At 67.1% G+C, this 20747-nt stretch carries 17 protein-coding genes and 1 tRNA gene; 13 read left to right on the forward strand and 5 right to left on the reverse strand.

Annotated elements, in window-relative coordinates:
- Positions 1–60 precede the first annotated feature (60 nt).
- Both BLQ70_RS18485 and BLQ70_RS18490 read right to left on the reverse strand, forming a co-directional pair.
- Entirely contained in the window at positions 61–2274 is a 2214-nt protein-coding gene (locus BLQ70_RS18485) for a mechanosensitive ion channel family protein (protein WP_170843457.1), read from the reverse strand.
- Positions 2275–2458: 184 nt separating this feature from the next.
- Positions 2459–3649, reverse strand: coding sequence for a pyridoxal phosphate-dependent aminotransferase (locus BLQ70_RS18490; protein ID WP_091859778.1), 1191 nt, complete (start codon positions 3647–3649; stop codon positions 2459–2461).
- Between the two features lie 186 nt (positions 3650–3835).
- On the opposite strand from BLQ70_RS18490, the gene BLQ70_RS18495 reads away from it, so the two are divergent.
- From BLQ70_RS18495 to accC, 4 genes are all read left to right on the forward strand, one after another.
- Positions 3836–4642 carry a DsbA family protein gene (locus BLQ70_RS18495; RefSeq protein ID WP_061967744.1) on the forward strand — a complete coding sequence of 269 codons (807 nt, stop codon included), beginning with the start codon at positions 3836–3838 and terminating at the stop codon, positions 4640–4642.
- Between the two features lie 120 nt (positions 4643–4762).
- Positions 4763–5218: a type II 3-dehydroquinate dehydratase gene (gene aroQ / locus BLQ70_RS18500; protein ID WP_091859573.1), complete on the forward strand. Its 456-nt coding sequence runs from the start codon at positions 4763–4765 to the stop codon at positions 5216–5218.
- 73 nt (positions 5219–5291) lie between these two features.
- Positions 5292–5762, forward strand: a complete 471-nt coding sequence (gene accB, locus BLQ70_RS18505; RefSeq protein WP_091859575.1) for an acetyl-CoA carboxylase biotin carboxyl carrier protein — start codon at positions 5292–5294, stop codon at positions 5760–5762.
- A gap of 41 nt (positions 5763–5803) precedes the next feature.
- Positions 5804–7165 (forward strand): acetyl-CoA carboxylase biotin carboxylase subunit, encoded by a 1362-nt coding sequence (accC, locus tag BLQ70_RS18510; RefSeq protein WP_061968307.1) that lies wholly within the window; start codon positions 5804–5806, stop codon positions 7163–7165.
- 218 nt (positions 7166–7383) lie between these two features.
- On the opposite strand, the gene BLQ70_RS18515 is transcribed toward accC, so the two are convergent.
- On the reverse strand, positions 7384–8496 hold the full coding sequence (locus BLQ70_RS18515) for a M20 family metallopeptidase (RefSeq protein ID WP_091859577.1): 1113 nt from the start codon (positions 8494–8496) through the stop codon (positions 7384–7386).
- Between the two features lie 348 nt (positions 8497–8844).
- Between BLQ70_RS18515 and BLQ70_RS18520 the strand changes: the two genes are divergently transcribed.
- Positions 8845–8918, forward strand: a tRNA-Gln gene (locus tag BLQ70_RS18520).
- A 100-nt stretch (positions 8919–9018) separates the two neighbouring features.
- On the opposite strand, the gene BLQ70_RS18525 is transcribed toward BLQ70_RS18520, so the two are convergent.
- Positions 9019–9663, reverse strand: a complete 645-nt coding sequence (locus tag BLQ70_RS18525) for a TetR/AcrR family transcriptional regulator (RefSeq protein ID WP_244512077.1) — start codon at positions 9661–9663, stop codon at positions 9019–9021.
- Positions 9664–9770: 107 nt separating this feature from the next.
- On the opposite strand from BLQ70_RS18525, the gene BLQ70_RS18530 reads away from it, so the two are divergent.
- From BLQ70_RS18530 to BLQ70_RS18545, 4 genes are read left to right on the forward strand one after another with little or no spacing between them, the layout of a single operon-like run.
- Positions 9771–10994 (forward strand): efflux RND transporter periplasmic adaptor subunit, encoded by a 1224-nt coding sequence (locus BLQ70_RS18530; RefSeq protein ID WP_061967737.1) that lies wholly within the window; start codon positions 9771–9773, stop codon positions 10992–10994.
- Between the two features lie 4 nt (positions 10995–10998).
- The gene (locus BLQ70_RS18535) at positions 10999–14130 is read left to right on the forward strand and encodes an efflux RND transporter permease subunit (RefSeq protein ID WP_091859582.1); all 3132 of its coding nucleotides are present in this window, start codon (positions 10999–11001) and stop codon (positions 14128–14130) included.
- A gap of 59 nt (positions 14131–14189) precedes the next feature.
- The gene (locus BLQ70_RS18540) at positions 14190–14456 is read left to right on the forward strand and encodes a hypothetical protein (RefSeq protein WP_091859585.1); all 267 of its coding nucleotides are present in this window, start codon (positions 14190–14192) and stop codon (positions 14454–14456) included.
- A gap of 18 nt (positions 14457–14474) precedes the next feature.
- Complete coding sequence (locus BLQ70_RS18545; RefSeq protein ID WP_091859588.1) at positions 14475–14759, forward strand: hypothetical protein; 285 nt, start codon at positions 14475–14477, stop codon at positions 14757–14759.
- On the opposite strand, the gene BLQ70_RS18550 is transcribed toward BLQ70_RS18545, so the two are convergent.
- Positions 14756–15811 (reverse strand): sugar phosphate isomerase/epimerase family protein, encoded by a 1056-nt coding sequence (locus BLQ70_RS18550; RefSeq protein ID WP_091859782.1) that lies wholly within the window; start codon positions 15809–15811, stop codon positions 14756–14758. The genes BLQ70_RS18545 and BLQ70_RS18550 overlap by 4 nt on opposite strands.
- A 110-nt stretch (positions 15812–15921) precedes the next feature.
- On the opposite strand from BLQ70_RS18550, the gene BLQ70_RS18555 reads away from it, so the two are divergent.
- Genes BLQ70_RS18555 through BLQ70_RS18570 form a run of 4 tightly spaced genes read left to right on the forward strand, consistent with a single transcriptional unit; the run spans position 15922 to position 20710 of the window.
- On the forward strand, positions 15922–17217 hold the full coding sequence (locus BLQ70_RS18555) for an ROK family protein (RefSeq protein WP_210184321.1): 1296 nt from the start codon (positions 15922–15924) through the stop codon (positions 17215–17217).
- Positions 17214–18722, forward strand: coding sequence for a sugar ABC transporter ATP-binding protein (locus BLQ70_RS18560; protein WP_091859591.1), 1509 nt, complete (start codon positions 17214–17216; stop codon positions 18720–18722). Before BLQ70_RS18555 ends, BLQ70_RS18560 begins: the two co-directional genes overlap by 4 nt.
- Complete coding sequence (locus BLQ70_RS18565) at positions 18709–19722, forward strand: ABC transporter permease (RefSeq protein ID WP_091859594.1); 1014 nt, start codon at positions 18709–18711, stop codon at positions 19720–19722. The genes BLQ70_RS18560 and BLQ70_RS18565 overlap by 14 nt, the downstream gene beginning before the upstream one ends.
- Before the next feature lie 25 nt (positions 19723–19747).
- Complete coding sequence (locus tag BLQ70_RS18570; RefSeq protein WP_091859597.1) at positions 19748–20710, forward strand: substrate-binding domain-containing protein; 963 nt, start codon at positions 19748–19750, stop codon at positions 20708–20710.
- The last annotated feature ends 37 nt before the right edge of the window (positions 20711–20747 follow it).

Genomic DNA, 20747 nt, shown 5'->3' on the forward strand with positions numbered 1-20747 from the left:
GAAAGAAGCCCGCTGCGTTGCGCAGCGGGCTTTTCCGTTTCACGGGTTCGGCAAATCCGCTCAGCCCGCCGCCGGCACCAGCGGGGTCGGCGGCGGCACGGTCGAGATCGCCGCAGCCGCGTGGCTCTGGGCGCCGCCCTCGCCGCCGCGCACGGTCACCGCATTCGAGGCGAAAGGCACGCGAGCATCGTTCAGGGCGCGGTAGACTCGCTTCAGCGCCTCGCGCTGCAGCATCGATGACTGGTTCGGCTTGCCGGTGAATTTCAGGCGGATGACGATGGCGCTATCGGTGATGTCGGCGACGCCCTGCATCTTCAGCGGGGCGATGAAATGCGGCCCGTACTCGGGGTCCTCCATCAGCGCGATGCCGGTCTTCTTGATCGCCTTGCGGGCCTGCTCGATATCGGCGGAATGGTCGAGGCGGACATTGAACTTGATGGTCGCCCAGTCGCGGCTGGCATTGGTCAGTGACTGGACCTGGCCGAAGGGCACGGTGTGGATCTGGCCGCTCTGGTGGCGCAGCTGCATCGAGCGCAGCGAAATCTTCTCGACCGTGCCCTTGAGCCGGCCGGTATCGACATATTCTCCGACCCGGAACGCATCCTCGAGCATGAAGAACACGCCCGAGACGATGTCGCGCACCAGCGCCTGGGAGCCGAAGGAGAGGGCGAGACCGAGGATGCCAAAGCCGGCGAGCAGCGGGCCGATATCGACGCCCAGCCGCGACAGCACGATGAGGATGGTGAGGCCGAGCACCGCGCCCAGAACGACGCCGCGCAAGACCGGCAGCACCGTCGCCAGCCGGCTCGGCACGCTCTCCTCATGCGGAACGTCCTCGTCGCCGGGTCCGACGACGTGTCGCCGCGGCGTATAGGCGTCGAAGAATGCATGCAGGAAGACCAGCGCCACCCAGCCGACGAAGGCGAAGATCGCGACACCGGCCGTCTGGCGCATCACGGCGGCGAACTGCGCCGAACTGACGCCGAGCAGCAAGCCGGCCCAGAGGCGCGACAGCACGAAGAAGCCGGCGGCCCATAGCACGCCGACAGCCGCCGCACGCAGGGCCGCGCCACTTGCGCGCGTCATCGGGGTGACACCTTGCTCCGCCTCGCGCCGCATCGCATGGCAGCGCAGCAGGCTGGCAACGCCGACGGCAAGGATCGGGATCAGGACGATCGCCACCTGCGTCATCGCCGAGGCCTCGGCCCAGCGCCCGCCATTCGACATCATCGCGGCGGCGCTGCTGACCATCCACAACAAGGCCGTCGTGGCGATGTAGAACCAGGCTGTGCCGGTCGCGATCAGCCGCCGGATCGGGCCCGGTTCGGAGGAGCCCGACAAGACCAGCGCGGCTAGATCGTGCCGCCCGTCATGGAACCACCAGATCTTGAACAGCGTGATGAGAAGGCCTGTCAGCGCAATCAGCCCCGTCACGGGCCGCGGCCCCGCGCTGACGTGATGGGAGAGCAGGATGCCGGTCACGATCAGCGGCGTCAGGATCGCGTAGACGACGAGCCGCCGGAAATGCACCTCGGCGCGCGGCAGCGGCATGATCCGCCGTTCCGGCGCGCCGGGTGCGAGCAGGAAGCGGCCGACGGCCATATAGAGCGCGCCGATCGCCGCACCGTTCGCGCCGGTTGTGAGGGCGATATTGGCGAGATCACTCTCCGAGAGCCAGGCATTGCGGGCGACCCGCGCCACAGCCAGAGCGATCAGAATGGTCGCGACATCCTGGAGCAGGCCCCAGGACGAGGCGATGAGGCGGGGCGTGAACTCCGGCCCCGCAGGCTGCATCTTGCGCGCGAACCAGCGGGCGCTCGCGATCCGGAAGGCGAAAGCGGCCGCGAGCGCCAGGCAGATGATTCCGAAGACGCGCCAGCCGGCGGTTGCTCCTTCGCGGCCATTGAGATTGCGCAGCCAGACACGTCCCCAGCTGTCCGGCAATTCGCCGATCGCGGGAATGGAGGCGCCGCCATATTCGACGCCGTCGATAAAGCGGTCGACGAGGGCACTGACCTCGGCCTGGAAGCCCTCCTCATCCGCCATCGACGGAGCGGGCGCGGGCTGAGCGGCGGGTTTTACCTTGCCGGCGGGCTCCGCTGGCGCTGTCGTAACGGGCGTGGCCGTAGCGACGCCTCCGACCCGGATCTCGACCTGCCGTCCAGGAGCGGACAGGGCATCGACCATTTTGCGGATCGCCTCGGGTGTCTCGTCGCCGCGCAGGTTGAGAACGACCGAGGATTGGCCCTGAGCCGAAGCGGGAGTGATCGGCAACAGGAATGCGAAAGCAAGCGCCAGCCAGCCGAGAAGAACGGCCCATCGGATAACGCTTCGCCGCGGGACGGATGCGCCCGGTGCAGCGACGTTCATGACAAGCCTCCACGCTATCCCACAGCGGCAGAATGTGAGGCTTCCCTGAAATCTGGCAAGCGGTTTCCGAGGCCGCGCGCGCCGTCGCTCAGCGCTTTTTCATCCAGGTGCCGATCCGCGTCACCGCCTCCTCGCATTCACTGAGCGAACCGGCGAAGGAGAGCCTAATCGTGCGCGCCCCGCGGGCCTCGTCGAAATCGAGCCCGGGCGTGATCGCGACGCCGGCCTCTTCGAGGACGCTGCGGCAGAAGGCCATGGAATCGTTCGAGTGCCGGCCGATGTCGAGATAGATGTAGAAGGCCCCATCCACCGGCAGGAAATCGCCGAGACCGATCTCCGGCAATGCCTTCAGCAGGAAGCTGCGGTTCGCGGCATAGCCGGCCTTGATCGCCTCGCATTCCGCGGTCGCGTCGAAAGCCGCCTCGCCCGCCACCTGGCTGAGATAGGGCACCGAGATCGAGAAATTCTGCTGCAGGCGTTCGATCGTGCGCACGAGGCGCTGCGGCACCACGAGCCAGCCGACGCGCCAGCCGGTCATGCAATAATACTTGGAGAACGAGTTGACGACGATCGCGTCGGGGTCGGCGGCGAGCGCCGTCGTCGCCGGAGTCTCGTAGGTCAACCCGTGATAGATCTCGTCCGAGATGTACCAGAGCCCGAGCTTGCGGCAGCAGGCCGCGACATCGGCAATGGCTTCAGGCGTCATCACCACGCCGGTCGGGTTGGCCGGGCTCATCGTCAGCACCCCGGCAAGCGGCTTTTCGCGATGGGCGCGCTCGATCAGGTCCGGCGTCAGGGCGAAGCGCGTCTCGGGGCCGACCTCGATCGCCACCGGCTCCAGCCCGAGCGCGATCAGGATGTTGCGATAGGCCGGATAGCCCGGCGCCGTGATCGCGATCCGGGCGCCCGGCTGGAAGCAGGCGAGGAAGGCGAGGATGAAACCGCCGGACGACCCCGTCGTCACCACGACGCGCTCGGCCGCCACCGCGACGCCATAAGCATCCTGATAGTAGCGCGCGATGCGCTCCCTCAGCGAATCCGTGCCGAGCGCCTGCGTATATCCGATCCGGCCGTGTTCCAGCGCCCGGCTGGCGGCAGCGCGGATCGAGGCCGGCGTCGGCGCCGAGGGCTGTCCGACCTCCATATGCACGACCGAGCCACCGCGGCGCTCGATCGCTGCCGCCTGGTTCATCACATCCATGACGATGAAGGGCGCGACGCGCTCGGCGCGTTCGGCCAGGGCGGGCAAGGCGGCGGGCACGATCAGGGGCTTCGACATCGGCTTGTCCGGGTTCGCGAGGAGGCGTGATCGCGTAGCCGAGCCGAAGGCGGCCTGCAACCATCGGCCGCGACCGCTGGCAGAGCTGTGATTTGACCTTCACCCCGCGAGGACCCACAAGCTCGCGCCCAGACGCATTGCTTCCGCCAGCGTAATCCAGGCCGGCGGCTCTGAAAGGATGACGAGATGGCTTTCCCGACCCTGACCAGCCTGGCACGCGCCTGCCTGCGGCCTGCCGCCGTCGCGCTGAGCCTCTGGCTCGCGGCCTCTGCCGCGCCGGCCATGGCGCAGGGCCAACCGCTCTCGCCCGAGCAGCGCAAGGCGGTGACCGACCTGATCCGCGAGACGATCCTGAAGAACCCCGAGATCATCCAGGACGCCCTGATCGAGCTGGAGCGGCGCAACACGGTCGCCCAGGCCGATGCCCAGCGCAATGCGGTCGCCGCCGAGAAGGCCCGCATCACCGATCCCGCGACCTCGGTCATCATCGGCAATCCCGAAGGCGACATCACCCTGGTCGAGTTCATGGATTACAATTGCGGCTTCTGCAAAAGGGCGATGGAGGACGTTACCGCGCTCTCCAAGGCCGATCCGAAGCTGCGCGTCGTGCTCAAGGACTTCCCGATCCTCGGCCCTGATTCGGTCGAGGCCAGCCGCGTCGCCGTCGCCGCGAAGAACCAGCTCCAGGGTCCGAAATATTTCGAGTTCCACAACAAGCTGATGGCCGTGAAGGGCAAGGTCAACGCCGCCAAGGCACTCGAGATCGCCAAGGAGGCCGGTGCCGATCTCGCCCAGTTGAAGAAGGACATCGAGGCGCCCGCCACCAAGGCCGCGATCGCCGACACCGTCGCGCTCGGTGACCGTCTCGGCCTCACCGGCACGCCCGCCTTCATCATCGGCGACGAGATCGTCTTCGGCGCTGTCGGCCAGGCCGCCCTCAAGGCGAAGATCGATTCCGTGCGCCGCTGCGGCAAGACCGACTGCGCCGGCTGATCAGCCATTTCAATATGATCCAGTGGGCCGGCAGGGTGCTTCAGGCTTCCCCTGCCGGCTTTCAACGTTTATGAGGGCGGCTCCTGCCGCCCGCGCGCGGTGCCGGAATCAACGCCCCCGATGGTCGCCGTCCACGTCCTGAACGGACCCAACCTCAACCTGCTCGGAACCCGCGAGCCCGGAACCTATGGCGCGGTCACGCTGGCCGGCGTCGAGGAACGTTTGCGCCGCAGGGCCGAGGCGGCCGGCGTGGAGCTGACCTTCCGCCAGACCAATTTCGAGGGCGAGTTCGTCACCTTCATCCAGCAGGCGGGGCTGGCCGGCGCCGGCGTCGTCATCAACGCGGGCGCCTATACCCATACGTCGGTCGCCCTGCGCGACGCGATCAAGGGCGTCGATGCGCTGGCGATCGAGGTCCATATTTCGAACGTACATGCAAGCGAGGAATTCCGGCACCATTCCTACATGGCGCCGGTCTGCGTCGGCGTGATCTGCGGCTTCGGCGTCGCGAGCTACGACCTGGCTTTCGACGCGATCGTGCCGCTGCTGGAAAAGCGGGCAGCGAAAGCCGCCTGAAGCCCATTGAACGGGAGCACGGCTAAGGCCGCCGCTCCCATCCGAATATCCGAAGAAGACGGTGATACCCGCCATGGCGACCAAGAGCCCGATCGACCCCGAACTTGTCCGCGAGCTCGCCGAGCTTCTGAACCAGACTGATCTCACCGAGATCGAGGTCGAGAAGGGCGATCTGCGCGTCCGCGTTGCCCGCAACATCACCGCGACCGTCCAGGTCCCGGCCGCCGTCGCCGCTCCGGCGATGGCAATGCCGGCTCCGGTCGCAGCTTCCGCCGTCGCCTCGGCCGAGGCCAAGCCGACCGCCGCCCATCCCGGCGCCGTGCCCTCCCCGATGGTCGGCACCGCCTATCGCCGCCCCTCGCCCGATGCCAAGCCCTTCGTCGAGATCGGCAGCGTGGTGAAGCAGGGTGAGCGCATTCTGCTGGTCGAGGCGATGAAGACCTTCAACGACATCGTCGCGCCCCGCGCCGGCAAGGTCACGGCCATCATGGTCGAGGACGGCCAGCCGGTGGAATACGGTGAGCCGCTGCTGGTGATCGAGTGAGCGTGGCGCCGCGCGCCGTCGGGTCCGATTTGGGTTTCAAGATGTTCGACAAGATCCTGATCGCCAACCGTGGAGAGATCGCGCTGCGCGTGCTGCGCGCCGCCAAGGAGCTCGGTATCGCGACCGTCGCGGTGCATTCCACCGCCGACGCCAACGCCATGCATGTGCGCCTCGCCGACGAGAGCGTCTGCATCGGCCCGCCGCCGGCCCGCGAGAGCTATCTCAACATCCCCGCCCTGATCGCGGCCTGCGAGATCACCGGCGCCGATGCGGTCCATCCCGGCTACGGCTTCCTCTCGGAGAACGCCCGCTTCGCCGAGATCCTGGAGCAGCACAACATCGCCTTCATCGGCCCCAAGGCCGAGCATATCCGCAGCATGGGCGACAAGATCGAGGCCAAGCGTACCGCCAAGCGCCTCGGCATTCCCTGCGTGCCGGGCTCCGAAGGCGGCGTCGCGGATGACCAGGAGGCACTGAAGATCATCCGGGAGATCGGCTTCCCGGTGATCATCAAGGCCGCTTCAGGCGGCGGCGGCAAGGGCATGAAGGTCGTCCGCAGCGAGGATGAACTGTCCGTGCTGCTCTCCACCGCCCGCAGCGAGGCCAAGGCCAATTTCGGCGACGACGCCGTCTATATCGAGAAATATCTCGAGAAGCCGCGCCATATCGAGATCCAGGTGCTCGGCGACGGTCGCGGCCATGCGATCCATCTCGGCGAGCGCGACTGCTCGCTGCAGCGGCGCCACCAGAAGGTCTGGGAGGAAGGCCCCTCGCCTGCCCTCAATGCGGGCGAGCGCGACCGCATCGGCGAGGTCTGTGCCAAGGCGATGCGCGAATTGCAGTATCGCGGCGCCGGCACGATCGAGTTCCTCTACGAAGACGGCGAGTTCTACTTCATCGAGATGAACACACGCATCCAGGTCGAGCATCCGGTCACCGAGATGATCACCGGGATCGACCTCGTCAACGAGCAGATCCGCATCGCCGCCGGCGCGCCGCTCTCGCTCAAGCAGTCGGACATCGTCATCGAGGGCCATGCCATCGAATGCCGGGTCAATGCCGAGCATCACGCGACCTTCCGCCCCTCGCCCGGCAAGATCGCCTCGTTCCACACGCCGGGCGGCCTCGGCGTGCGCGTCGATTCCGCCGCCTATCAGGGCTACACGATCCCGCCGCATTACGATTCGCTGGTCGGCAAGCTGATCGTCCACGGCCGCAACCGCGACGAATGCCTGATGCGCCTGCGCCGTTCGCTCGACGAGTTCGTCGTCGACGGCGTCGACACGACGCTGCCGCTGTTCCGCACGCTGGTGCGCAACCCGGACATCCTCAACGGCGACTACAACATCCACTGGCTCGAGAAATTCCTCGCCGCCGGCGGCATGGGCGAGCCGGAAGCCTGAGGCTTCAGGCAGTTCCGAAACGACAAAGCCCCCCGCATCGCGAGGGGCTTTTTTGCATTGCTGTTCCTTCAAACCTGAAGCGCGGGTCATCCCGGGCGGAGCGAAGCGCACACCCGGGATCCATGCCGGAGCGCTTCCAGGAAAGGTTCAGGCATGGATCCCGGGTCTCCCTACGGTCGCCCGGGATGACAGCGCGTTCCTGGAAAGCGCCAGGCGCTTCAGATCGTCTCCAGCAAGCCCTTGATCAGCGCCTGGCGCGGCGCGATCGACGAGATCAGCCCGTATTCCTGCAGCGTATGCGCGCCATCGCCATCGATGCCGAGCCCGTCCAGGGTGGGCACGCCGAGCGCCGCGGTGAAGTTGCCGTCCGAGCCGCCGCCGGTCATCGGGCAATCCTGCAGGTCGAAGCCGGCGTCAGCGGCAACCTTGCGGGCCAGCGCGAACAGCTCCGCCACCGCGGCCGACTTCTCATAGGGCGGCCGGTTCATGCCGCCGGTGATGCGCAGCGCGACATCGGGATCATGCGGCTTCAGGCTGAGGATCCGATTCTCCATCATCGTGCCGTCGGCGAGCGTGGTGACGCGGCAATCGACGCTGAACCAGGCGTGCTGCGGGATGACGTTGGCCGCCGTGCCGCCACCGACCAGCGCGACGCTGGTGGTGATGCCGCGTGCGTAATCGGTCATGCCCTCGACAGCGAGGATCTGGTGCGCCGCCTCGCGGATGGCGCTGCGCCCATCGGCATGGCGCGAGCCGGCATGGGCCGGCCGGCCTTCCAGCCTGACGTCGAACCGGCCGACGCCCTTGCGCGCGGTGACGATCTTGCCGCCCTCGCGGGCCGGCTCGGTGACCAGCACCGCCTTGGATCCCCGGCCGATCTCCTCGATCAGCCCCCGGCTGGTCGGCGAACCGATCTCCTCGTCGGGCGTGAACAGGAAGACCATCGGCCGCCTGGCCGAGCCGGCAGCCGCGACCTGCTTGAAGCCCTGCAGGGCGAGCCAGGCGCCGCCCTTCATGTCGTAGACGCCGGGACCGTAGAGCCGGTCGCCATCGACCCTGACGGGCAGTTCCTTGGCGCTGGTCCCCACCGGATGCACCGTGTCGAGATGCGACATCACCGCGACGGCGGGCTGGCCGTTGTCGAGCCCGGCGCGCAGCACGACCATATCGCCGAGGCCGTCGCGGCCGGGAATGCGCTCGACCGCGATCGGCAGCCCCGCAACATCTTTCTGGACAAGGTCCATCATGCCGTTCACGCCGGCTGGATGGCTGGTGGGACTTTCGAGCGCGACCCAGACGGAGAGCGCGGCGGCGGAATCTTGCTGTTTCATGGGGCGATGTTCACCGAAGAAGCCCTTGCCACGCAAGGCGGTTCGTATGCGTCTTGCGCAGGCCGGAAACGCAAGCCGGGGTAGCGAGCGGGCGGGCGAGGCCGCAGCGGGAGGCGCAAGCCTCTCCACCTGGCCCCATCGGCCGATGACCGGAGGTCCCCAATGGAAGCCCTGCGATGGCCTCTCGCTGCCCGCAACCGAAAACCCGCGAATTCTCCGGAGGCGGACGCGTGAAGCCCTTTTCCGGTGATCGTTTCGCAGAGACGATGAATTCTGCTCTTGCCAAGCCGGATCGCATTGATTAGACCCCGGCTCACCAACGCGGCGCGGCCCAAAGCGCCCTGTCGTTGGGGGATCGTCTAACGGTAGGACCCCAGACTCTGACTCTGGTTGTCTAGGTTCGAATCCTAGTCCCCCAGCCACTCGCGTGGCTCGGCCAAGCCGAAATCACCATTTGCAAGCGGGTCCACAGGCGCGTTTCGGCGTGCCTCGATCACCGGTCGTAGGGCGCTTCCCTTTCGGTCATGAAACCGTCGCCGCGGCCCCCTCCAGGAACACCTCGAGGCACAGCCGTGCGTGACGAGCGCGCTCCTCGACCGTCAGCAGCCGGTCGCCGGGAAAGCGCTTGATCAGCACGGAGAAGATCATGTCCATCAGCATCCGGGCCAGCGCATCGGCCGGAAAGGCGCGAAGCCTGCCCTTCGTCTGCTGAGCGACGAGCCAGTCCTCCAGAAGCCGCAGGGCCGGTTCGGAGCCCTCCTGCACGATCATCTCCCCGATCTCGCTGAAGCGGTCGGAATCGGCGAGGACGAGCCTGACGAATGCCAGCCGCTCGCGATTGTCGATCTCGCCGATATCGAGCCGGAAGATCGCAGCCAGCACGTCCGGCAGCGGCAGGTCCTCGTCGGGATCGCGCGGCAGCGCCAGCATCGAGCGCCGGTGATCGGCCACCATCACGCGAAAGAGGTCGGTCTTGGCCGGAAACAGCCGGTAGAGCGTCCGCTTCGAGACGCCGCAGCGCGCCGCAACCGCATCCATCGTCGTGGCGCCATAGCCGGCATCGAGGAACAGGTCGCGGGCGGATTGCACGATTCGCTGCCGCTCGGCCTCGTCGGAACGCGTCTTCGGGCGTCCGCGCGCCCGGGTCGACGCGGATTTTTCGCTCATTTCGCAGCTTGTCTCGATCATGTCCGTCATCAAGCCGCATTCTTGGGTTTGACAGCGGCGGAAATCAAGAGATAAGAAACCCTTCAGTTTCCAAAAAGAGATCCCGCATGCCGGCCGAGCGCGCTTCTTCCTCTTCCCGCCACGCCTTACCGAGCGCGCTGCTCCTCGCAGCGGTGCTGGCCGCCTGCAATTCCGAGAAGGCGGCGGCACCCCCGCCGCAACCGCAGATCCAGGTCAGCGTCGTCACATTGCATCCGCAGCCCGTGGCGATCACGGCCGAGCTGCCCGGTCGCGTCTCCGCCAGCCTGATCGCCGAGATCCGGCCGCAGGTGAACGGCATCATCAAGTCGCGGCTTTTCCGCGAGGGCAGCGAGGTCAAGACCGGCGACGTGCTCTACGAGATCGACCCCTCCCCCTATCAGGCCGCTCTCGACAGCGCCGTCGCCGCCCAGCACAAGGCCGAGGCCGCCGTCGCCAATGCGCAGGTGCGGGCCGATCGCTATCGCGAATTGCTCCAGCGCAACGCCGGCAGCAAGCAGGACGCCGACGACGCCGCGGCGACGCTAGGCCAGGCCCAGGCCGATGTCGCGGCCGCCAAAGCCAATGTCGAGGCCGCCCGGATCAACCTCGCCTATACCAAGGTGACGGCGCCGATCGACGGGCGCATCGACAAGTCGGCACTGACCCAGGGCGCGCTGGTCACCGCCAACCAGGCGGCGGTGTTGACCACGATCCGCAAGCTCGACCCGATCAATGTCGACGTCACCCAGTCGAGCACCAACCTGCTGAAATTCCGCAGCGACATCGCCTCGGGACGCTTGAAATTCACCGGCCCGAATGTCGCGGTGAAACTCAAGCTCGATACCGGCGACGCCTATGCGCAATCCGGCAAGCTCGAATTCGCCGAGGCGAACATCAACGAGACCACCGGCACCTTCAGCGTCCGCGCCGAGTTCCCCAATCCGGAGCGGCTGCTGCTGCCCGGCATGTTCGTGCGGGCGGAAATCCAGGAAGGCATCGCCGAGAACAATTTCCTGCTGCCCCAGCGCGCCGTCGGGCGCAACACCAAGGGCGAGGCGACCGCGAAATTCGTCTCGGCCGAAGGCAAGGTCGAGGAGCGCGTGCTGGTGACCCGCCGCAATATCGGCAACAACTGGCTGGTCGACAGCGGCGTCAAGGACGGCGAGCGCATCATCGTCGAGGGCGGCCAGCTCGTGCGGCCGGGACAGACCGTGACGGCGAACGAGGTCAGCGTCGACGAGGCCACCGGCGAGCTCAAATCAGCCAATCGCCGGGCCGAACTGCCGGCCGGCAACACGGCGAAGAACTGACCCCATGTCGCGCTTCTTCATTGAACGGCCGATCTTCGCCTGGGTCGTCGCCATCGTCATCATGCTGGCGGGCCTGCTCGCCCTGCGTACCCTGCCGATCTCGCAATATCCGCAGATCGCGCCGACGACCGTCCAGATCAGCGCCAATTATCCCGGTGCCGACGCGCAGACCGTCGAGAACTCGGTGACCAAGGTCATCGAGCAGGGCATGACCGGCCTCGATAACCTGCAATACATGACGGCGACCTCGACCTCGACCGGCAACGCCCAGATCACCCTGACCTTCAACAGCCAGGCCGATCCCGACGTCGCGCAGATGCAGGTGCAGAACAAGCTGCAGCTCGTCACCCGGCAATTGCCCTCGGTGGTGCAGAGCACCGGCATCTCGGTCGCCAAGGCCTCCACCGGCTTCCTGATGGTCGTCGCCTTCGTCTCGAAGGACGGGCGGATGTCGACCACCGACCTTGCCGATTATGTCGACTCGACCCTCAACGACACGCTGAAGCGCGTCGAGGGCGTCGGCACGACCCAGCTTTTCGGCGCCGGCTATGCCATGCGCATCTGGCTCGACCCCGACAAGCTGCGGAAATACGCGCTGATGCCCGCCGACATCGCCGCGGCGATCGAGGCGCAGAACACGCAGGTGTCGGCCGGCCAGCTCGGCGGCCTGCCCCAGGTCAGCGGCCAGCAGCTCAACGCCACCGTGACCGCGCTGTCGCGGCTCCAGACGGTCTCGCAATTCGAGAACATCATCCTCAAGAGCGGCGCTTCCGGCTCGATCGTCCGGCTGAACGACGTCGCCCGCGTCGAGCTCGGCGCCAAGAGCTACGACACCGTCTCGCGCTATAACGGCCAGCCGACGACCGGCCTCGCCATCAGCCTCGCGACCGGCGCCAATGCGATCGACACCGCCAAGGCGGTGACCGCGACGATCGAGCGCCTGAAGCAGACCCTGCCGGAAGGCGTCGAGGTCACCTACCCCTACGACACCACGCCCTTCGTGACGCTCTCGATCGAGAAGGTCGTGCACACGCTGTTCGAGGCGATCATCCTCGTCTTCATCGTGATGTACGTCTTCCTGCAGAACCTGCGCGCGACCTTCATCCCGATGCTGGCGGTGCCGGTCGTGCTGCTCGGCACCTTCGGCGTGCTGGCGCTCGCCGGCTATTCGATCAACACGCTGACGATGTTCGCGATGGTGCTCGCGATCGGCCTGCTCGTCGACGACGCCATCGTCGTGGTCGAGAATGTCGAGCGCGTGATGCAGGAGGAGAAGCTCTCGCCCAAGGAAGCGACCATCAAGTCGATGGGCGAGATCACCGGCGCGCTGGTCGGCATCGCCACCGTGCTCTCGGCCGTGTTCGTGCCGATGGCCTTCTTCGGCGGCTCCGTCGGCGTGATCTACCGGCAGTTCTCGGTGACGATCGTGACCGCGATGGCGCTCTCGGTCGTCGTCGCTCTGGTGCTGACGCCTGCGCTGTGCGCGACGCTGCTCAAGCCGGTCGGCGATCACGGCCCGCGCAAGGGCTTCTTCGGCTGGTTCAACCGCAATTTCGAGCGCACCACCAACGGCTACCGCTCCGGCGTCGCCGGGATGATCGGGCGGCCGCTGCGCTTCCTGCTCCTCTTCCTGGTGATCACCGGCGGCATGGTCTGGCTCTTCGCCCGCATGCCCTCCTCCTTCCTGCCCGACGAGGACCAGGGCATCCTCCTGACCAGCGTGCAGCTGCCCGTCGGCGCCACGCAGGACCGGACGCTGCGCGTGCTCGACGAGGTCCAGAAGCATTATCTCGAAAAGGAGAAGGACCTCGTCGAGGGCGTGCTGACGGTCGCCGGCTTCGGCTTCGGCGGCCAGGGCCAGAATGTCGGCCTCGCCTTCGTCAGGCTGAAACCCTTCGCCGAGCGCGTCGGCAAGCAGGCGACGGCCCAGGCCATAGCCGGCCGCGCCATGGGTGCGTTCCGCTCGATCAAGGACGGCACGGTCTACGCTCTGGCTCCGCCGGCGATCCAGGGCTTCGGCAACACCGCAGGCTTCGATTTCTACCTGCAGGACATCGCCGGCGCCGGCCACACGCGCCTGATGGAGGTCCGCAACCAGTTGCTTGGCCTCGCGGCGCAGAGCAAGCAGCTCACCGGCACCCGCCCGAACGGGCAGGAGGATACGCCGCAATACGCGGTCGAGATCGACCAGGAGAAGGCGAGCGCGCTGACCCTGCCGCTCGCCGCCATCAACAACACCCTGTCGACGGCCTGGGGCTCGGCCTATGTCAACGACTTCATCGACCGTGGCCGGGTGAAGTCGGTCTATGTCCAGGCGGATGCCCCCTTCCGCATGCAGCCCGGCGATATCGGGCGGTGGTATGTGCGCAACCAGGGCGGCGAGATGGTGCCGTTCTCGGCCTTCTCCAGCGGGCGCTGGGACTACGGCTCGCCGCGGCTGGAGCGCTATAACGGCTCCGCCGCCGTCCAGATGCAGGGCGCCGCCGCCGCTGGCGTCAGCTCCGGCGCGGCGATGGACGAGATCGACCGCCTGATGACGCAACTGCCGAACGGCTTCAGCCATGAATGGACCGGGCTGTCCTTCCAGGAACGCCTCTCGGGCAGCCAGGCCGTGGCGCTCTACGCCCTCTCGATGCTGGTCGTGTTCCTCTGCCTCGCCGCGCTCTACGAAAGCTGGTCGGTCCCCTTCGCCGTCATGTTGTCGGTCCCGATCGGCATCTTCGGCGCCCTGCTCGCGGCGACGCTCTTCGGCCAGACCAACGACGTCTATTTCAAGGTTGGCCTGCTGACGACGATCGGCCTGGCAGCCAAGAACGCGATCCTCATCGTCGAGTTCGCGATCGAACAGGAAGCCAAGGGCAAGGGCCTCGTCGAGGCGACGCTGGAGGCGGCCCGCCAGCGCCTGCGGCCGATCCTGATGACCTCGCTCGCCTTCGTGCTCGGCGTGACGCCTTTGGCAGTCGCCACGGGCGCTGGCTCGGGCAGCCAGAACGCGATCGGCATCGGCGTGATGGGCGGCATGATCGCCGCGACCGTCCTTGGCGTGTTCTTCGTGCCGCTGCTCTATGTCGGCGTCGTGCGCCTCGTCCGGCGCTGGCGCCGCACGGAGCCCGCGGCAGTGACCACCGCCGAATGAATGGCCGGGCGCGGCCGGCAACGGCTGCGCCCTCCCGAGGAAGCTGCTAGACTGACGCGATGACTGAATTCCCCCACATCATTCGCTCGCCTCTATCGCAGTCCTTCACCCATGACGGCCTGACCGTGCGTGTGGAAATCTACAAGATCGAGGGCACCGACGGCTGGACCCTCGAACTCATCGACGAGGATGGCGGTTCGACCGTCTGGCAGGACGCTTTCGCCACCGACGCCGACGCCTTCGCCGAGTTCACCGACGGTGTCGAGCAGCTCGGCCTCGACCGGCTGATCAATCCCGACGACGACGACCTCGCCACCGTGCACTGAACGGGGCGCCGCCTCACCATGCGCTATACCGACGAACTCGATGCGCTCCGGGCCGCCCGCGACGCGCTGCGCCGCCGGATCGCGGAGCGCCTTGCTCTGGAAGCTGGCGCACCTGTCGAAGGCGCGTCGCTGGAAGCCTGGCTGACGGCCGCCGACGAAGCGGTCGAGACTTGGGAGAGCGAAGGCGAGGAGGCGCAGGATTCCCGCGCCTTCCGCCCGATCGGGCCGCTTCAGGACCTGCTGACGGACCATGCCGCGCTCGTCGAGCGGATCGCCGAGACGCTCGACCGGCGCCTGTCCTAGTTCAGCCCCAGCATCCGCCGCGCCAGCCCCGGATCGCCGCCGCCGGCGAAATCGTCGAAAGCGGTCTCCGTCACGCGGATGATGTGGTCGGCGATGAAGCGGGCGCCCTCGCGGGCGCCGTCCTCGGGATGCTTCAGCGCGCATTCCCATTCGAGCACAGCCCAGCCCTCGAAGCCGTATTGCGCGAGCTTGGAGAAGATCGCCTTGAAATCGACCTGCCCGTCGCCGAGCGAGCGGAAGCGCCCGGCCCGGCCGATCCAGGGCGAGAAGCCGGAATAGACACCCTGCCGGCCTTCCGGCCGGAACTCGGCATCCTTCACATGGAAGGCGCTGATGCGCTCGTGGTAGATGTCGATGAAGGCGAGATAGTCGAGCTGCTGCAGCAGGAAATGCGAGGGATCGTAATTGATCCGGCAGCGCTGGTGCCCGCCGAGCCGGTCGAGGAAGAGCTCGAAGGTGGCGCCGTCGAAGACGTCCTCGCCCGGATGGATCTCGAAGCCGACATCGACGCCCTGCTCCTCATAGGCATCGAGGATGGGCCGCCAGCGCCGCGCCAATTCGCCGAAGGCTTCCTCGACGAGCCCCGCCGGCCGCTGCGGCCAGGGATAGAGGAAGGGCCAGGCGAGCGCGCCGGTGAAGCTGACCGAGCCGGCCAGCCCGAGCCGGCGCGAGGCTTTCGCGGCGAGCTTCATCTGCTCCACCGCCCAGGCCTGCCTCTCCTTTGGCTTGCCGCGCAGTTCCACGGGCGCGAAGACATCGAAGGCGGCATCATAGGCTGGATGGACCGCGACGAGTTGGCCCTGGATATGGGTCGAAAGCTCGGTGATCGTGACGCCGTTCTCGCGCGCCACGCCCGCGATCTCGTCGCAGTAATCCTGAGACGCAGCCGCCTTCTCCAGATCGAAGAAGCGCTTGTCGCCGCTGGGCAATTGCACGCCGCGATAGCCGAGCCCGGCGGCCCAGGCCGTGATGCCGGTCCAGCTGTCGAACGGCGCCTTGTCGCCGGCGAACTGGGCAAGAAAGATCGCGGGGCCCTGCATCGTCGCCGGCATCGTCTGCTCCTTCATCATTGGGCGCAGCTTCGCCAAGGATCGACCGCACGTCCAGATCACGCTCGCGCGATCTCCGTCTCACCTTCAATTTAACTTCCGCCTGAATTAGGTTGAAGTTCGGTCTTGAGCTGTTTCGAGACCATCCCATAGCCTGCATCGCAACGGCCACCACAAGGCCGAGCGGGAAACAACAGGAGGCTGCGATCGCCCTGCCCTGGCACAGGCTGAGCCCGGACGAGCTTGCGCTGCTCGAGGCCACCTTCTGGTCCGGGGGCGCCGCCCGCCATGCGCTCGCCGACAGCCTGCAGTTCTCGCGCAGCAAGACCAATGCGATCGCCGCCGGATTGATCGAGGAAGGCCTGCTCGACGAGGCCGGCGTCCAGCATTCCACCGGCGGCCGGCGGCCGGAGACACTCTGCGTCCATCGCCGTATCGGCGTGCTCGTCGGCATCGATATCGGCGCGACCAGCCTCGACATCGCGCTGCTCCGCCCCGATCTCGGCATCATCGCCCGCCACGCGCAGGAAGCCGATGTTCAGGCCGGCCCCGGCCCGATCATGGCCCGCCTGCGCACTTTGTTGCCCGCAATGCTCGCCGAGAACGGTATCGCGCCGGATCGCGTGCTCGCCGTCGGCATCGGCGTGCCCGGCCCGGTCAATTTCGCCGCCGGCCAGCTCGTCAACCCGCCGCTGATGCCGGGCTGGGACAGCTATGCCATCCGCGAGGACCTGCGCGAGATCACCGACGCGCCGATCTTCGTCGATAACGACGTGAACCTGATGGCGCTCGGCGTGCTCTGGCGCCAGCGCAAGCAGATCGAGAACTTCCTCGTCATCAAGGTCGGCACCGGCATCGGCTGCGGCATCGTCTGCCATGGCGAGCTCTATCGCGGCTCGAACGGCTCGGCCGGCGATATCGGCCATATCTGCGCCGATCCCGAAGGCCCGCTCTGCCGCTGCGGCAATCGCGGCTGCGTCGAGGCCATGGCCGCCGCACCCGCCATCGTCGCGATGGGACTGGAAGCAGCCCAAGCCGGCCGCAGCCCCGCTTTGGCAGACCGCCTCGTCACGAAAGGCCAGCTCGAAGCGGCCGATATCGGCGCCGCCAGCCGGGCCGGCGATGCCGAGGCCGACGCGATCGTGCGCCGCTCCGGCCGTCTGATCGGCCAGGTGCTGGCCGCGCTCGTCAATTTCTACAACCCGTCGCATATCTTCATCGGCGGCGGCGTCTCGGCGATCGGCCCGATGTTCCTCGCCGCGATCCGCCAGAGCGTGAACCAGCGCTCGCTCGCCCTTTCGACGCGCCATCTCGAGATCACCTCCGCCCCGCTCGGCCCTGAGACCGGGCTGATCGGCGCCGGCGTGCTCGCTATGCGCGAGGCGCTCCGTGCGGGAGGCCCGGCATGAGCGCTACCGCGGGCCTCGCTGTCGGTTTCGACGGCATCGTCAAGCGTTTCGGCCCGGTCGAGGTGCTGCATGGCGTCTCCTTCGATCTCGAGCCTGGCAAGGTCTACGGGCTGCTCGGCGAGAACGGCGCCGGCAAGTCGACACTGATGAAGATCCTCGCCGGCTACGAGCAGCCGAGCGAGGGGCTCGTCCTGATCGACGGCGAGCCAGCAGCCTTCGCCGGTTCTCGCGAAGCCGAGGCGAAAGGCATCGTCCTGATCCATCAGGAGTTCAACCTGGCCGATGACCTGACGATCGCCGGCAACATCTTCCTTGGGCATGAGCGCCGCAAGGGCTGGCTGCTCGACGAAGACGCGATGCGCAGCGGGGCACAGACCGCCCTTGATCAGGTCGGGCTGGCGCGGGCCCCCGATACGCCGGTGCGGCGCCTGATCGTCGCCGAGAAGCAGCTCGTCGAGATCGCCAAGGCTTTGTCACGCAAAGCCCGCCTGCTGATCATGGACGAACCGACCGCCACGCTGACGCCGTCGGAGGCCGGAAAGCTCTTCGCCTTGATCGAGCGGATGCGGGCCGAGGGCATCACCGTCATCTACATCTCGCACAAGCTCGACGAGGTCGAACGCATCACCGACGAGGTCATCGTCATGCGCGACGGCCGCTTCGTCGGCCGCGCCCCGACGGCCTCGCTCACCCGCCACGCCATGGCGACGATGATGGTCGGGCGCGAGATCGCCGATCTCTTTCCCGAGAAGATCGCGGCCGATTCCGCGCTGCCGCCGGCCCTGGCGGTCGAGAATTTTTCTGTGCCGGGCTGGGCCAGCGACATCTCGTTTACCGTGCGGCCGGGCGAAATCCTCGGCTTTGCCGGTCTGGTCGGCGCCGGGCGCACGGAGCTGTTCGAAGGCATACTCGGTCTGAGGCCGGGCAGCGGCACGATCAGGCGCGACGGCAAGCTGATCCAGCTCCGTTCGCCGCGCGACGCCACCCGTCACGGGCTCGCCTATCTGAGCGAAGACCGCAAGGGCAAGGGCCTGCATATCGACTTCCCGTTGCGGCCCAACCTCACGCTGATGGCGCTGGAACGCTACGCGAAACCACTGCTCGACCACGAGGCCGAACAGCGAGCGCTGGAAGCCGCCATCGGCGAATTCGGCATCCGCGCCGGTTCGCTCGGCATGAGGGCCGCCTCGCTCTCGGGCGGCAACCAGCAGAAGCTGGCGCTCGCCAAGGTGCTGCATCCCGAACCGCGTGTACTGATCCTCGACGAGCCGACGCGCGGCGTCGATGTCGGCGCCAAGCGCGAGATCTATTTCCTCATCCAGAAGCTCGCCGCCCAGGGCCTTGCCCTCATCGTCATCTCCTCGGAGCTGATCGAGCTGATCGGCCTCGCCCATCGCGTGGCGGTGATGCGCGAGGGCCGGCTGGTCGCGACGGTCGAGGGCGACGAGATGACCGAAGCGACGATGATCGCCCATGCCACAGGGACCCGCCATGTCGCAGCCTGACACCGCAGAGCGAGCCGAGGCCCGCGCCCGCGAGGCGACCGTCCCGCTCGGCGACCGCATCGCCGCTTTCGGGCCGATCATCGGCCTCGTGCTGCTCTGTGCGGCTGGCGCCACATTGAACAGCGATTTCGCCACGCTCGACAATGCGCTGAACGTGCTCACCCGCACCGCCTTCATCGGCATCATCGCGGTCGGCATGTGCTTCGTCATCATCCTCGGCGGCATCGACCTCTCGGTCGGCTCGATGGCAGCGCTGATTGCCGGCTGCGTCATCCTCTTCATCAACTGGGCGGCCAGTGCCTTCGGCTCGCCGCTGATGGCGGTGATCGGTGGGGCTGCGCTCGCAGTCGTGCTCGGCGGTGTCTTCGGGCTGCTGCACGGCATCCTGATCGCAAAGGGCCGCATCGAACCCTTCATCGTCACCTTAGGAACGCTCGGCATCTACCGGGCATACCTCACCTATTTCGCCGATGGTGGAGCGCTCACCCTCGACAACGCCTTGGCCGATCTCTACGCGCCGGTCTATTATGGCAGCTTCCTCGGCGTGCCGATCCCGGTCTGGGTCTTCCTGCTGGTCGCGCTGCTCGGCGCGCTCATCCTGAACCGCACGATCTTCGGCCGGCATGTCCAGGCGATCGGCTCGAACGAGACCGTGGCCCGCTACGCCGCTGTCGATGTCGAGCGCGTCAAGATCCTCACCTACATGCTGCTCGGGCTCTGCGTCGGCGTCGCCACGCTGCTCTATGTGCCGCGCCTGGGCTCGGCCTCGCCGACGACCGGCCTGCTCTGGGAGCTTGAGGCCATCGCCGCGGTCATCGTCGGCGGCGCGGCGCTCAAGGGCGGCCATGGCAGCATCACCGGCACGGTCATCGGCGCGATCCTGCTGTCGGTGATCAGCAACATCCTCAACCTGACGAGCCTGATCAGCGTCTATCTCAACGCCGCCGTGCAGGGCTTCGTCATCATCACCGTCGCGTTTTTGCAGAAAGGCCGCCGCTGAAGGCGGTCAACCAGGGAGAGAAGCGATGTCCACGCAGACCAGACGCAGCCTCATGCTCGCCACCGCCGCGGGCCTCGCCTTCGCCGCGACGAGCGCGGCAGCCGAGCCCGTCAATCTCGGCGTTTCCATTCCCGCCGCGACGCACAGCTTCATGGGCGGCATCAACTACTGGGCGAACCAGGCGAAGAAGGATCTCGAGGCCAAGCACAAGGACCTCAAGATCACGATCCGCACCGCCGCCAACGCCATCGAGCAGGCCAACCAGCTCCAGGACCTGAGCACGGTCACCAAGATCAACGCGCTCGTCGTCTTCCCGTTCGAATCGGCGGCGCTGACCCGGCCGGTCGCCAATGTGAAGGCGAAGGGCGCCTATGTGACGGTGGTCGACCGCGGCCTGACCGACACCTCGGCGCAGGATGCCTATGTCGCCGGCGACAACACCGCCTTCGGCAAGATCCCGGCCGAGTACATCGCCAAGACGCTCGGCGGCAAAGGCAATGTCGTGGCGCTCCGCGGCATCCCGACGACGCTCGACAACGAGCGCATGGACGCCTTCAACGCCGTGCTGAAGGGCCATCCCGACATCAAGCTGCTCGACGCCAAATACGCCAACTGGAACCGCGATGACGCCTACAAGGTCACGCAGGATTTCCTGACCCGCTTCAAGGATATCGACGCCTTCTGGGCGGCCGATGACGACATGGCCTTCGGCGCGATCCGCGCCATCGACCAGGCCGGGCGCAAGGACATCAAGGTGATCTTCGGCGGCGCCGGGGCCAAGGACATGGTCAAGATCATCCTCGACGGCAAGGATCCGCGCATCCAGGCCAATGTCAGCTACTCCCCGAAATTCATCTATGAATCGATCAAGTTGACGGCGGAAGCTCGCCTGAAAGGCGAGAAGCTGCCGGCGACCACGATCATCCCCTCGGTGCTGATCGACAAGAGCAACGCCAAGGAGTTCTACCACCCCGACTCGCCGTTCTGAGCGGCAGCACCCTCCGGCCGCCGCTCCGGCGGCGGCC

Source organism: Allobosea robiniae, assembly GCF_900102525.1.
In the GTDB taxonomy this organism is placed as follows: domain Bacteria; phylum Pseudomonadota; class Alphaproteobacteria; order Rhizobiales; family Beijerinckiaceae; genus Allobosea; species Allobosea robiniae.

Coding starts and splice junctions, on each gene's coding strand:
- BLQ70_RS18490 (WP_091859778.1), bottom strand. CDS start 3,649: ATGTCGAAGCCCCTGATCGTGCCCGCCGCCTTGCCCGCCCTGGCCGAA.
- BLQ70_RS18495 (WP_061967744.1), top strand. CDS start 3,836: ATGGCTTTCCCGACCCTGACCAGCCTGGCACGCGCCTGCCTGCGGCCT.
- aroQ (WP_091859573.1), top strand. CDS start 4,763: ATGGTCGCCGTCCACGTCCTGAACGGACCCAACCTCAACCTGCTCGGA.
- accB (WP_091859575.1), top strand. CDS start 5,292: ATGGCGACCAAGAGCCCGATCGACCCCGAACTTGTCCGCGAGCTCGCC.
- accC (WP_061968307.1), top strand. CDS start 5,804: ATGTTCGACAAGATCCTGATCGCCAACCGTGGAGAGATCGCGCTGCGC.
- BLQ70_RS18515 (WP_091859577.1), bottom strand. CDS start 8,496: ATGAAACAGCAAGATTCCGCCGCCGCGCTCTCCGTCTGGGTCGCGCTC.
- BLQ70_RS18525 (WP_244512077.1), bottom strand. CDS start 9,663: ATGAGCGAAAAATCCGCGTCGACCCGGGCGCGCGGACGCCCGAAGACG.
- BLQ70_RS18530 (WP_061967737.1), top strand. CDS start 9,771: ATGCCGGCCGAGCGCGCTTCTTCCTCTTCCCGCCACGCCTTACCGAGC.
- BLQ70_RS18535 (WP_091859582.1), top strand. CDS start 10,999: ATGTCGCGCTTCTTCATTGAACGGCCGATCTTCGCCTGGGTCGTCGCC.
- BLQ70_RS18540 (WP_091859585.1), top strand. CDS start 14,190: ATGACTGAATTCCCCCACATCATTCGCTCGCCTCTATCGCAGTCCTTC.
- BLQ70_RS18545 (WP_091859588.1), top strand. CDS start 14,475: ATGCGCTATACCGACGAACTCGATGCGCTCCGGGCCGCCCGCGACGCG.
- BLQ70_RS18550 (WP_091859782.1), bottom strand. CDS start 15,811: ATGCCGGCGACGATGCAGGGCCCCGCGATCTTTCTTGCCCAGTTCGCC.
- BLQ70_RS18560 (WP_091859591.1), top strand. CDS start 17,214: ATGAGCGCTACCGCGGGCCTCGCTGTCGGTTTCGACGGCATCGTCAAG.
- BLQ70_RS18565 (WP_091859594.1), top strand. CDS start 18,709: ATGTCGCAGCCTGACACCGCAGAGCGAGCCGAGGCCCGCGCCCGCGAG.
- BLQ70_RS18570 (WP_091859597.1), top strand. CDS start 19,748: ATGTCCACGCAGACCAGACGCAGCCTCATGCTCGCCACCGCCGCGGGC.